Raw genomic sequence first — 11782 nt, forward strand, 5'->3', positions numbered from 1 at the left:
TAGGCTGGTCCGCCAAAGCTGGCCGGATGGGCCAGCAGGCCAAGTAGCACATCGTCATAATAGGCGGCGCAGACACTGCCTCCACGGAGCCATCATCAAACGCCGTGATGCCGCTCTGCGTGCCGAGGCGCATCAGTGCCCGCCTGCACAGGTCAATGGCTGTCGTCATGGCGTGACTTACCTTTTGGAGGCTGTCTTCTTGCCAGCCTTCTCATCGGCAGTCGGTTCATCAGCTTTGGCCGCAGGAAGGTCTTCATGCCGGGGCGGCACATCGTCAGGACTGGTCAGATGTTCCTGCTGGGAAGGAGCCCCGTCAGGACGGGTCAGGTCTTCCTGAAAGGCCCGGCTGCTCACGTCCCTCTGGGCCAGCTGGCCAGCCTTTTCTTTGGCGGAACGGGCCTCATCATCCAGCGGCTCCAGATTGAAGCCGGGGATGCCTGCATAATCCACTTCCTCATCAACGGTCAGAAAATGACCGTTGATGAAGCTGTTCTGGATGACACGATATCTTGCCATGATCGCCTCAGGCCACGTAGTTCTTGGGGTAGGCGATCTGGGCGGGGACATCGAGATTGATGCCAGCCGTTACCGTGCAGGATGTCATGGTATGTGCCTGGAAGATAGGGTGATCATGCGTAGCCTGTATCTGAGGGATTGAACTGTCCTGTTGTGGTCCCCACCTTCAAAGATGGTTGATGTCTGCAAGTGGATGGAGGGGTTTTATGCTGTATACGCACGTTGTCATCGGGACGAATGATCTGCCACGGGCCAAGGCTTTCTACGATGCCCTTTTCAACGTTCTTGGAGGGCAGGCCCTTGGGGAACTGATGGGTAAGCTGCTTTACGAGAAGGATGGTCAGATGTTCATGGTTGGGCGTCCCATTGATGGGCAGCCTGCCACAGCTGCGAATGGCTTTACCCTTGGTTTTGCCCTTTCGAGCGTGGAGGCGGTGGAGGCTTGGCACAGGGCTGGTGTTGAGCATGGTGGAACCGCAATAGAAGACGCACCTGGCGTGCGGACCATCGGAGGCAGGAAATATTTCATGGCCTATCTCCGGGACCCCGATGGCAATAAGCTTTGTGCCCGTCACGATATGTGAACGTGGGATAATTGCAGGGGGGCGGGAATTACTGCGAGTCCCGTGGGTATGATTGATTGGATCATACGAGGCTCCTGTGTATGTGAGGTTTTTTCTTTTCCTTCAGTGTGTTCTGATGAAGGAAAACAGGAGGAGATAGCCATGTCTTTATCATCCAGGCTGGCCCGTATGTTTCTGCTGGGAGGAATGGCCATTGGGGCCTGTACTTCTTCCATAGGGTTCGCTGCTTCGGGAAATACCACGGCTCAGCAGGGAGGGCTGAAGCAGATAACGGCGCCGTTTTCTGGTTCTGTGAGTCCTGCAGGAGCGGTGGAGGACAACAGTACGGGGAAGATCATCGGAGAAGTTGATCGGACCGGTGTCGTGTATGACAATACGGGCACGGTGGTAGGGTCGATCGATTCGAAGGGAATCGTACGGAATGCCAAGGGGGTGGCTGTGGCTCAGGTTGCACAGAACAATCGTCTTGCCGGGATAGCGTTTCTTCTGGGCAGGTAAGTTCTGTTCTCTGATTTGCCCTGCCCGGTTTATGGGGCAGGGTGAGTCCGTGCCATTTCGGACAGAATGTCCGTGATGTCTTTCTGTACTTTTTCAAAATGGCGGTTGGGTTGTAACGTCTGCAGGTTCAGGTAGCAGGCACGGTTGATTTCCACCTGCAGGGTCTGCTGATTTTCTTCCATCTGGCCGTATCTGCCCGTTATGTAGCCGCCCGAGTAGGGTGTGTTTCGCTGGACATGGTACCCTTTCTCGAGAAAAAGGTGCTCCACTAGGCTGATAAGTCTGTCGGAGCAGGTTTTCCCATGCCTGTTCCCCAGGACGACATCACAGGGGCGGGACTGTGCCAGTGGTGGCATGGAATGGATGTCCAGCAGGATGGAAGCGCCAAACTGTGCGTGCAGTGTTTTCTGCGTCTGCTGGAGCGCTGTATGGTATGGCTCCCAATATTGTGAAAGGCGATGTCCCGCCTCTTCGAGAGGCAGGCAATAGCGGTAGATACTCTTGCCTGGCGATGTGCAGCGGGGAATGACACCATAACCTGCGCTGACTTTCGTGCTGAGGATGAGGTCCTTCTCAATGAGAGGAGGAGAAAACATGGTGGCATCCAGTTCTCTCCAGTCCCGGTTTACATCGCAGAAACTGCGAGGAAACAGGGCCTGCACGAGGCTCAGGCCATTCTCAGGGGCATATTGAAGGAGCTGATCGGTAAATCGGTCCTCCATGCGTTCCAGCTCTGTCATGGGCAGGACGGCCATTTCCAGGAAATGCTGGGGGTAATTGCGCCCTGAATGTGGAGAGGAAAGCAGGAAGGGTGTCCGCTTCCGGCAGGAAGGAAGATGGATCCCGACAGTGGAAGACGGGCGGGCAGTGTTGGTGCATGGAAGTTTCTGATTTTTTTTCACAATAAAGGCTTGCCACAATCCATAGGCTGAGGTAAACACCATTTCACACCAGACGGGGGCGCATAGCTCAGCGGTAGAGCACTACCTTGACATGGTAGGGGTCACAGGTTCAATCCCTGTTGCGCCCACCACCCCTCTGGTGATTACCTCCCTGAAAATATGCTTGAAGTGCAGGTGGCTGTATAGCCATCTTCTTTCTATTCTAGCGAAAATTTCACTTAGCCTGTAGATTTTCTGGTACGCGCAGAGAATGTGTATTGGTGTGGAAAGGAAGAGACCATGTTCCTGAGTCATATTGTTGTGGGATCGAACGATCTGGAGAAGGCCAAGGCGTTCTATGATGCCCTGTTCGGTGTCATGGGAGCTGATTTCTGCCCGCAGGATAATCCGGACAGGATCGTGTACCAGAAGGATGGGCAGATATTCATCGTCACACGTCCGATCAACGGGGAGGCTGCTACGGCTGCCAATGGCGGTACGGTTGGTCTCGGCCTGTCGTCTCCCGAGGATGTACGCAGGTGGCATGAAGCTGGCATCAGGGCAGGGGGAACAGCTGTTGAAAATCCGCCAGGTGAGCGTGTGGTGATGGGCATGAAGCTTTATCTGGCCTATCTTCGTGACCCAGATGGAAACAAGCTCTGTGCGTTTCATAAAATGTAACGGGTAATTCAGACCGGATTATTCGGTTTTCGTGAAATGGCCGCATCTCCTAGAACGGGGGATGCGGCCATTTTTGTTCATGCCATGATAAAAATGCAGCCCATCCATACAGTTGCCATGATAAAACTGGACTGCGCCTTATCTGATTTTAACTTATTGTAAAATAAGAATTTTATTTTTAAGATAAATTTTATTTATTGCCTTTCTTGCCTTCAAAAATAATTCCTTTCCCAAGGTTAATTGCAATTATCCCGTCTGGAGTCTTAACTTCGGGGAAACGAAGCGGGAAGCAATGGAATTTTCCGTTCGTCACCAGCCTTTGTAATCGTGCGGGGCTGCTTACTTGAGTGAAAAGGATGTATTCATAATGAGCTCTCACTCACCACATAAACCAGTAAATGCAGGTCGTCGGCATGTTCTTGGAGCACTCGGTGCTTCTATTCTGGCTGGCGGCGCTGGCAAGGCTGTGGCCCAGTCTCTCGGTTTCCCCGCACCGCCTGCCGGGCTGGGCAAACGCCCGTATCCGAATCTGCTTCGCCCGATGAATGATGGTCCCCGCAAATTTGGCTATGCCATCGTGGGTCTTGGCAAATATGCCGTCAATCAGATCCTGCCGGCTTTTGCCGAGTGTGAATATGCCAAGGTGACGGCGCTGGTCAGCGGCGACATCAACAAGGCCCGTCGTCTGGGCAAGCATTACGGGATCGAGGAATCGCACCTCTACACCTACGACAATTTTGACAAGATTGCGCAGGACCCGGAGGTTGACGCCGTTTACATCATCCTGCCCAACTCCCTGCATGCCGACTTCACGGAGCGTTCTTTCCGTGCCGGCAAGCATGTGCTGTGTGAGAAGCCGATGGCCGTCACGGTCGAAGAGTGTCAGCGCATGATTGCTGCCGGCAAGAAGGCTGGCAAGAAGCTCATGATTGGCTATCGCTGCCACTTTGACCCCGTTACGCATAAGGCTATCGAGCTGGCCCGTACCAGCATTGGCAAGCCGCAGATCATTACCACGGATAACGGTGACAATACCGACCCGACGGATCCGACCTACCAGTGGCGTCTGACCCGCTCCCTGTCTGGTGGTGGTGCGCTGATGGATCTGGGCATCTATGGCGTCAACGGTTCACGCTACATGCTGAATGAAGATCCAATCGAGGTCCAGGCCACCATCATGCCGCCGTCTGACCCGATGTTCCGTGAGATCGACGAGACCATCGTCTGGATCATGAAGTACCGTTCCGGTGCCGTGGCACATGGCAGCGCCTCCTTCAACGTGAATGCCATGTCCCGCTTCAACCTTCAGGGGACGGACGCCTCCCTGCGGATGGACCCGGCCACGAGTTACTGGTGCAACAGTGTCAGCCACTGCACCACTGGTGACACGCATACATGGTCCACCCCGATGTTCACCATCCCGGCCCTGAACCAGTTCTCTGCACAGCTGGATCATCTGGCCATCAGCGTTGCCAACAATACGCCGCTGGCAGCCACGGGTGAGGAAGGGATGCAGGATGTCCGTCTGATTCAGGCCATGTATCAGTCTGCCCATTCTGGCAGCCGCCCGGTTTCCACCGATTGGGGTGATTGGCGCAAGACCATCTGATCATTTCGATTGGATGTCATGCAGGAGGGGAGGCCGCATTTATGCGGCCTCTCTTTTTTGTATCGGCAGGATCAGGCCGCAGTGGCGTCCAGCCAGCCCTGGAGCATGTAAGCGGCGGCCATCTTGTCCACGACCTCGCCACGCCTCTTGCGGGTCATGTCGGCTTCCTGAACGAGGAAACGGTTTACGGCACTGGACGAAAGCCTCTCATCCCACAGGCAGGCAGGCAGGCCCAGCCGCTCACTAAGGTCATTGGCCCAGTCACTGGCGGCACGTGCTGCCGGGCCAAAGCTGCCATCCAATGAAAGCGGAAGGCCGACCACAATCCCGCCAATTTCATGTTTCCGACAGAGTGTCTGAAACTGGGGAACCATCTGCTTCATTTTACCACGGGCCAGCACGGTCAGGGGTGAGGCCAGCATGAGAGCAGTGTCGGAGAGCGCCACGCCAATCTGTTTGCTGCCGGGGTCCAGCCCCAAGATGGAATGTGCTGCAGGGAGCTGATTACGCAGGTCATGTGGATTGAATAGTGTCATGGCAAAGGGGTATGATCGCTTCCATGGCCGTAATAGGCTGATGTGATTGATGTCTGAAAGCAGGATTATACATGTCGCTTGATGCGAAAACAGTGGCAAAAATGGCCAGGCTGGCAAGGGTTGGCCTCTCGGAAGAGCAGGTTCACACCTATCAGAAAGAGATGCAGGGGATCATTGGCTGGGTTGACCAGCTCAATGAGGTTGATGTGACCGACGTTCCACCGATGATTGGAACTGGTTTGGCCCAGCCACGTCTGCGGGACGATCAGGTGACAGATGGCAACTGTCGGGACAAGGTGCTCTCCAACGCACCGGACCGTGAAGGCCCCTTCTATACCGTGCCGAAGGTGGTGGAATGATGAGCAGCATTTTTGATCATACTCTTGCTTCTGCCCGTGAGGCTCTCCGGTCCCGCAAGATTTCTGCCGTCGAGCTGGTCGATGCCCATATTGATGCCATTGAACGTCTTGATGGTGGGCTGAACAGCTTCATCACCCGCACGCCCGAGCAGGCCCGTCTGGCCGCCAAAGAAGCGGATGCCCTTCTGGCGAAGGGAGAAGGTGGAAGCCTCTGTGGCCTGCCCATCGGGATCAAGGACCTTTTCGCAACGGAAGGCGTTCGTACGACGGCTGCCAGCAAGATTCTGGGTAATTTTGTGCCGCCTTACGAAAGCACAGTGACAGCGAACCTGAAGCGTGATGGGGCCATTTCGCTGGGCAAGCTGAATCTTGATGAATTCGCCATGGGCTCCACGAACCTGACCTCTGCTTTTGGTGGTGTGGAAAATCCGTGGAAGCGTCGTGATTCCGATGCAAAGCTTGTGCCGGGTGGCTCTTCTGGCGGGTCCGCTGCTGCTGTGGCGGCAGGGCTTGTTCTGGGAGCGACCGGGACAGATACGGGCGGTTCTATCCGTCAGCCTGCGGCTTTCTGCGGTATTACGGGAATCAAGCCGACCTATGGCCGCTGCTCCCGGTTTGGGACGATCGCCTTTGCCAGCTCTCTGGATCAGGCGGGGCCGATGGCCCGTACCCTTCAAGACTGTGCCATTCTTCTTGAATCCATGGCAGGGTTCGACCCCAAGGATTCCACCAGCGTGAACAGGCCCGTCCCACATTATGAGGCGGCTCTTGGACGTGGCGTGAAGGGGCTGAAGGTCGGTATTCCAAAGGAATATCGCATCGATGGTCTGCCTGCCGAGATTGAAGCCATCTGGCAGCAGGGGATCAACTGGCTGAAAGAGGCTGGTGCCGAAGTGGTGGACATTTCCCTGCCGCATACGAAGTATGGTCTGCCAGCCTATTACATTGCCGCTCTGGCAGAGGCATCCTCCAACCTCGCCCGGTATGATGGTGTCCGCTTTGGGGAGCGTGTCAGCGGTGCGTCTCTGGATGCACTTTATGAAGCCACCCGTGCTGCCGGATTTGGGGATGAGGTGAAGCGCCGTATCCTGCTGGGCACCTATGTGCTGTCTTCCGGCTATTACGATGCTTACTATCTTCGTGCCCAGAAGGTTCGTACGCTGCTCCAGCGTGACTTCCTGAAGGCGTATGAAACGGTTGATGTCATCCTGGCACCAACGGCTCCTTCCGGGGCTTTTGCCTGGGATGAAAAGCCGACCGATCCGGTTCAGGTCTATCTGAATGACGTCTTTACGGTGCCGGCCAGCATGGCAGGTGTGCCGGCCCTGTCCGTTCCGGCCGGGCTGGATGGCCGTGGCGTGCCGCTCGGGCTCCAGCTGATCGGCCGTTTCTTTGATGAAGAAACGCTGCTGGCCGTCGGCTCCGTTCTGGAGCGGGCCGCTTCCTTTACCCATCGTCCCACCATTCATGCAGGGGTGTCAGCATGAGCGCATATCGTATCACGGGTGAAACTGGCGAATGGGAAGTCATTGTCGGGCTGGAGGTCCATGCCCAGATTGTCAGCCAGTCCAAGCTGTTCTCTGGTGCCTCTGCGGAATATGGCGGGGAGCCCAACACGCACGTCAGCTTGGTTGATGCCGGTTTTCCCGGCATGTTGCCTGTCCTGAACCGTGAGTGTGTGGCACAGGCCGTACGGACGGGCCTTGGGTTGCGGGCACAGATCAATCTTTTCAGCCGCTTTGACCGGAAGAACTATTTCTACGCTGATCTTCCGACGGGCTATCAGATCAGCCAGTTTGAGCATCCGATCGTTGGTAAGGGCACGGTCGAGATCGAACTTTCTGATGGTGAGATCCGCCATATTGGCGTGACCCGCATGCACATGGAACAGGATGCAGGCAAGTCCATTCACGATCAGGACCCGACACGCTCTTTCATCGATCTGAACCGTGCTGGTGTTGCTCTCATGGAGATCGTGAGTGAGCCGGATATCCGCTCTCCGGAAGAGGCTGGGGCTTACCTCCGCAAGCTGCGTCAGATTCTCCGTTATCTGGGGACGTGTGACGGCAACATGGAGGAAGGCTCCATGCGTGCGGATGTGAACGTTTCCGTCCGCCGTGAGGGGGAAGAAGGGTATCGCACGCGCTGCGAGATCAAGAACGTCAATTCCGTACGTTTTGTCATGCAGGCGATCGAGGTCGAGGCGCAGCGCCAGGTGGACATCTGGGAGTCTGGTGGAGAGATCGATCAGGAGACCCGTCTTTTCGACCATGTGAAGAGCGAGACACGGTCTCTGCGGACGAAGGAGGATGCGCATGATTACCGCTACTTCCCGGAGCCGGATCTTCTTCCGCTGGTCATCGAGCAGTCTTGGGTTGATGAGCTGAAGGCTGCCTTGCCGGAACTTCCAGAGGACAAGCGTGCCCGTCTGGAAAAAGAATATGGCGTGTCCCGCTATGAGTCTGGCGTGCTGACGGCGGAGCAGTCCGTTGCGGATTTTTACGAGACGGTTGCCCGTGGGGCTGATGCCCGTCTGGCCACGAACTGGATTCTGGGTGACTTCTTCGCCGCATTGAACCGTACGGGGCGCAGCATCGAGGATAGTCCTGTTTCTGCCGAGGCCCTGCGTGAGCTTCTGTCCCTGATCAGTGATTCCACCATCAACGGGAAGATTGCCAAGGAAGTCTTCGAGGACATGGTGGAGACGGGGGAGAAGCCCTCTGTCATCGTGGATCGCAAGGGCCTGCGGCAGGTGACCGACACGGGAGCCATTGAGGCAGCCATCAGTGATATTCTGGCAGCCAATGCGGACAAGGTGGAGGAGTACAGGAGCGGCAAGGACAAGCTCTTCGGCTTCTTTGTCGGGCAGACAATGAAGGCGATGAAAGGGAAGGCAAATCCTGCCATGGTGAACGAGCTGTTGAAGAAGCTTCTTGCCTCCTGAAAAATATAAAAAAGAGTGTTGTAGGGGGGTTTACGTCAGCGTCATTTCCCCCTACAAACACTCCTGCAAACGCCGTGTAAAAACCGTTTACAGCGGAGGGGTGGCCGAGAGGCTGAAGGCGGCGGTTTGCTAAACCGTTATACGGGTAACTCCCGTATCGTGGGTTCGAATCCCATCCCCTCCGCCACGGTTCCTTCTGAAAATCGCAGTGTCGCCCCAGAGATAAGATGGCATTTATTTTCTGGCCCCCGGCGAGGCCCAAAAATTATTCCTTAGAAGTACCTGCTTCAATAGATTGCTACCGCCCATTGTCCCAAAGGAGGGAGGTGGGATTGCGATTCCCCTCCCATAAATTTTCATGAAATTTAAGAATCGCTTGCGATGTGTACACTAGCAGTATGGAAAGAGAATCACAGAGCGAGAGAATGAAAGTAGCGGCATCTGACTTTACCAACGTCGAGGCCAATAATGGTCGGGGATCAGACCGTGGGATCGTGCAGGCAACTTTGGGAGGTTCTTACTGAAGAACTGAAGCTTACGCTATGAAAAAATCTGGGACTGTCGGCGTGATTATAACGCAGCAGGAATACACTTCGCATCACGATGAGTATGTCATCCCGCCGGATAGGGCAGAACGATTGTCCGTATTGTTGTCAAGGATTTTGATAGGATGGTTTCTATCAAGGCAGCAAACAGATATCGTTTCCTGTTCTAGATTCAGAATCACCTGAAGAGGATGGAAATAAAGCCGTGAGGCCGATTCTTGACGAACTATCCATGTGAGCCACCAGGGCTAGTTAGTTCAGCGACCAGATACGCTGTCTGTTTTGAACTGGATTGTTGACAGGTTAGAGAGTGACGTGGGGCGTAAGGAACTGGTTCAAATCATTGAGAGAGCGTTATCTCAGGGGGAAGGGAAGCATACACTGGCTATATCGTCGATTCTTTACTTTTGGGGTGTTAATGGAAATGGTTCTCTCCGCATCGATATGTAAGGATTGAGGTATATTGAGGGGCATAGCTGAAGGGGAAGCTTCATCAGGGAAATACATATAGAGTCTCCAAAAGTTACGCTTCATCATAAGGATTTATTGTACTGGCATCAATTGTACCTTAACAGACCAGCTATGAAAATTTTAAATAAAACTTTCTATCTTTTATATTTTGTTCTAAATATTGAATCAAGAAAAGGTAAGCTTATTGAATAATTATGCTCTTCTGTGCGGTAGTGATGAAGTAAATGGTGCTTTTTCCATAAAGATAAGGGGAATTTTCTCATTTTAAAATTATGCGTAGCATAATGTATGGTATCGTATATGGCGTACCCTGAGAAAAATCCCATGAAAAAAGAGGTGCCTAAAGAAAAACCTATACTATAGACACTAATACTCCAGATAAATAGTCCAATTGGTAACGTCACAATTATCGGCATCAACGTCCGAAAGGGATGATTGGGTTGAATATGATGATTCCCGTGGAAGATATAAATCAGTCTCTGTACTTTCTTATTATCACTAACAAAATGAAAGGCAAATCTATGAAGAATATACTCAAATAAAAACCACAAAAATAGCCCAATTAAAAGAGGAATAACAAATTTTATCAATGGTATGTTTGTATGGAAAATGGAGAAAAGCAAAATACCTTCAAAGGTCATGCAATACATAACGAATTGCCTGAAAGAGATTAGGGTGAAGGCCTCCATCCAATCTCTCTGGAAGATTCGAACAGGGGCTTCCTTGGCAGAAACTTTATAATTGGGAGTCAAAGAATTTGCTGGATCAGAAACTCTGATTAATCTGGAAGAAGATTTCGACATATTAAGACAGAACCCCAAGTCATTGATAGGAGAGAAAGTTACATCAAGGTTGCCTGTTGATATATCCTAGAAGGATTCCTCTTAATCATAAGACAGACTAGCGAGCAGCAATGGCAGCCATGGATGCAGCCTGTCCGAACAACGCTCCAATAATCATATTTATCTTGAAAATGGAATCCGTCGCAGCGTCAGCTATCAGGATAGAATCATGGTCTTTCATTGGGATTCTTTGTGCCAAGAAATATTGAGTCGGATTCAGCATATCAATCTCATATACAACTGGAGCAGAATCCATTCCTGTCTTAATCGGAACGCCAAGGCGCTTACAGACCATTTCATTTTCATAGCGGATAAGATAAACGGCATTCCCATCAGCACGACTATCAGCAGGGCCACCAATGCGTGCCAGAGCTCCCGCAAGGGTCAACTTAGCCGTTCCGAACTTAACCTCATTACGTGCCTGCGTCTGTCCTACTGCGCCAAAAGCAGTGAAAGTACGGGGCTGGTATATAACATGGATCCGATCGCCAGGATCAGCTCGAATATCTTCTTCCGGGTGGTTTTCCAATGTTGCCAGATCCGTAGCCCCAATTTTGCCGTTACGTACCAGTTCAACTTGTGAATCCGTTGGTGGGTACTTTGCCCCTCCAGCTATGGCGATTACATCTGAAAGATGTTCGTCGGCAAGGGAAAGGACAACCCGGCCTGGATGAATGATTTCACCTGAGACAATAACGGTATTACCAATGTCATTCTGGATACGGACCATAACCTGAGGATCTTGCGATTTTCCTTTCAGATGTTCCTGAATTACCGCAGCAACCTGGCTAGGGGTTTTCCCTAAAACATTCATCCTTCCGACATATGGAACCATGATGGTTCCGTCACCTTCGACTTGAGTGGGAGGAAGATTTTGAGAAGAGATATGAGGTGCACTTCCGCCTACAGCCGCACCATCACTGGTGGGTGCTGTTTTATCAGAAGATGAGAAGAGGCCATTTCCCAGCTCAAATATCGTAATGCCTAGCACATCGCCAGCGCCGATATGATCGTTGCGGGATTGCCTGAGATTACTGGTGACGAGTGTAGATATCTTGGGGGTTATTTCAGATGACAAAATATCTGCAATCTCTGGTGTCATGGTTAGAAGTTTGTAATCGAGAGCTTTCGTATTCTTCGATGATTTCGTATAGTTATGGACCTGTTTCTGCGTAGGACTAGAATGAGGAACCCAGCTACAGCCAGATAGAAGGAGGATAGCAAGCCCAGTGCCCCCCCTCATTGCACGGGTGAAGGTACTAGCGTTGCAAAAGGAAGTTTTCTTTAAAGAGGGGGAATCAAGCACGGTGCGATCC

The 11782-nt window shown here is 52.7% G+C and carries 12 protein-coding genes and 2 tRNA genes; 9 read left to right on the forward strand and 5 right to left on the reverse strand.

The genetic code is table 11. From position 1 onward, the window contains the following. Positions 1-177: 177 nt before the first annotated feature. A complete protein-coding gene (locus tag CPA54_RS02675) occupies positions 178-516 on the reverse strand; it encodes a hypothetical protein (protein ID WP_249085490.1) in 339 nt (112 codons plus the stop codon). Positions 517-725: 209 nt separating this feature from the next. Here CPA54_RS02675 and CPA54_RS02680 point away from each other — a divergent pair, with 209 nt between their 5' ends. After that, complete coding sequence (locus CPA54_RS02680) at positions 726-1100, forward strand: VOC family protein (RefSeq protein WP_081563466.1); 375 nt, start codon at positions 726-728, stop codon at positions 1098-1100. A gap of 141 nt (positions 1101-1241) precedes the next feature. Continuing rightward, on the forward strand, positions 1242-1598 hold the full coding sequence (locus tag CPA54_RS02685) for a hypothetical protein (protein ID WP_043560268.1): 357 nt from the start codon (positions 1242-1244) through the stop codon (positions 1596-1598). 29 nt (positions 1599-1627) lie between these two features. On the opposite strand, the gene CPA54_RS02690 is transcribed toward CPA54_RS02685, so the two are convergent. Further along, entirely contained in the window at positions 1628-2542 is a 915-nt protein-coding gene (locus CPA54_RS02690) for an N-formylglutamate amidohydrolase (protein WP_283163714.1), read from the reverse strand. 14 nt (positions 2543-2556) lie between these two features. Here CPA54_RS02690 and CPA54_RS02695 point away from each other — a divergent pair. The 3 genes from CPA54_RS02695 to CPA54_RS02705 all read left to right on the forward strand — a co-directional run bounded on the left by CPA54_RS02695 (position 2557) and on the right by CPA54_RS02705 (position 4769). Then, positions 2557-2631: transfer RNA gene (locus tag CPA54_RS02695), tRNA-Val, on the forward strand. 148 nt (positions 2632-2779) lie between these two features. Continuing rightward, on the forward strand, positions 2780-3160 hold the full coding sequence (locus CPA54_RS02700) for a VOC family protein (protein ID WP_043560266.1): 381 nt from the start codon (positions 2780-2782) through the stop codon (positions 3158-3160). Between the two features lie 367 nt (positions 3161-3527). After that, positions 3528-4769 carry a Gfo/Idh/MocA family protein gene (locus tag CPA54_RS02705; RefSeq protein ID WP_052349072.1) on the forward strand — a complete coding sequence of 414 codons (1242 nt, stop codon included), beginning with the start codon at positions 3528-3530 and terminating at the stop codon, positions 4767-4769. 71 nt (positions 4770-4840) lie between these two features. Here the strand turns inward: CPA54_RS02705 and ruvX are convergent, their stop codons facing one another. Next, complete coding sequence (gene ruvX / locus CPA54_RS02710) at positions 4841-5305, reverse strand: Holliday junction resolvase RuvX (protein ID WP_043560262.1); 465 nt, start codon at positions 5303-5305, stop codon at positions 4841-4843. A 71-nt stretch (positions 5306-5376) separates the two neighbouring features. Between ruvX and gatC the strand changes: the two genes are divergently transcribed. From gatC to CPA54_RS02730, 4 genes are all read left to right on the forward strand, one after another. Further along, positions 5377-5664 (forward strand): Asp-tRNA(Asn)/Glu-tRNA(Gln) amidotransferase subunit GatC, encoded by a 288-nt coding sequence (gene gatC / locus CPA54_RS02715; RefSeq protein ID WP_043560260.1) that lies wholly within the window; start codon positions 5377-5379, stop codon positions 5662-5664. Next, the gene (gene gatA / locus CPA54_RS02720; RefSeq protein WP_248461251.1) at positions 5664-7151 is read left to right on the forward strand and encodes an Asp-tRNA(Asn)/Glu-tRNA(Gln) amidotransferase subunit GatA; all 1488 of its coding nucleotides are present in this window, start codon (positions 5664-5666) and stop codon (positions 7149-7151) included. The genes gatC and gatA overlap by 1 nt, the downstream gene beginning before the upstream one ends. Continuing rightward, positions 7148-8608, forward strand: coding sequence for an Asp-tRNA(Asn)/Glu-tRNA(Gln) amidotransferase subunit GatB (gene gatB, locus CPA54_RS02725; protein ID WP_043560255.1), 1461 nt, complete (start codon positions 7148-7150; stop codon positions 8606-8608). The genes gatA and gatB overlap by 4 nt, the downstream gene beginning before the upstream one ends. A 94-nt stretch (positions 8609-8702) precedes the next feature. Continuing rightward, positions 8703-8795: transfer RNA gene (locus CPA54_RS02730), tRNA-Ser, on the forward strand. A 963-nt stretch (positions 8796-9758) separates the two neighbouring features. Here CPA54_RS02730 and CPA54_RS09240 read toward each other — a convergent pair. Together CPA54_RS09240 and CPA54_RS02735 are read right to left on the reverse strand one after the other, a co-directional pair. Next, positions 9759-10427 (reverse strand): sterol desaturase family protein, encoded by a 669-nt coding sequence (locus tag CPA54_RS09240; RefSeq protein ID WP_408902135.1) that lies wholly within the window; start codon positions 10425-10427, stop codon positions 9759-9761. Between the two features lie 97 nt (positions 10428-10524). Beyond that, the gene (locus CPA54_RS02735) at positions 10525-11772 is read right to left on the reverse strand and encodes a polysaccharide biosynthesis/export family protein (RefSeq protein ID WP_249085491.1); all 1248 of its coding nucleotides are present in this window, start codon (positions 11770-11772) and stop codon (positions 10525-10527) included. Between the last annotated feature and the right edge of the window lie 10 nt (positions 11773-11782).

Source organism: Parasaccharibacter sp. TMW2.1890 (assembly GCF_023337645.1).
In the GTDB taxonomy this organism is placed as follows: Bacteria; Pseudomonadota; Alphaproteobacteria; order Acetobacterales; family Acetobacteraceae; genus Bombella; species Bombella apis.

What these genes read in the sequence shown, in the direction of transcription:
- CPA54_RS02705 (WP_052349072.1), top strand. Translation starts at nt 3,528, where the DNA reads ATGAGCTCTCACTCACCACATAAACCAGTAAATGCAGGTCGTCGGCAT.
- ruvX (WP_043560262.1), bottom strand. Translation starts at nt 5,305, where the DNA reads ATGACACTATTCAATCCACATGACCTGCGTAATCAGCTCCCTGCAGCA.
- gatB (WP_043560255.1), top strand. Translation starts at nt 7,148, where the DNA reads ATGAGCGCATATCGTATCACGGGTGAAACTGGCGAATGGGAAGTCATT.
- CPA54_RS02690 (WP_283163714.1), bottom strand. Translation starts at nt 2,542, where the DNA reads ATGGTGTTTACCTCAGCCTATGGATTGTGGCAAGCCTTTATTGTGAAA.
- CPA54_RS02675 (WP_249085490.1), bottom strand. Translation starts at nt 516, where the DNA reads ATGGCAAGATATCGTGTCATCCAGAACAGCTTCATCAACGGTCATTTT.
- CPA54_RS09240 (WP_408902135.1), bottom strand. Translation starts at nt 10,427, where the DNA reads ATGTCGAAATCTTCTTCCAGATTAATCAGAGTTTCTGATCCAGCAAAT.
- CPA54_RS02700 (WP_043560266.1), top strand. Translation starts at nt 2,780, where the DNA reads ATGTTCCTGAGTCATATTGTTGTGGGATCGAACGATCTGGAGAAGGCC.
- gatC (WP_043560260.1), top strand. Translation starts at nt 5,377, where the DNA reads ATGTCGCTTGATGCGAAAACAGTGGCAAAAATGGCCAGGCTGGCAAGG.
- gatA (WP_248461251.1), top strand. Translation starts at nt 5,664, where the DNA reads ATGAGCAGCATTTTTGATCATACTCTTGCTTCTGCCCGTGAGGCTCTC.
- CPA54_RS02685 (WP_043560268.1), top strand. Translation starts at nt 1,242, where the DNA reads ATGTCTTTATCATCCAGGCTGGCCCGTATGTTTCTGCTGGGAGGAATG.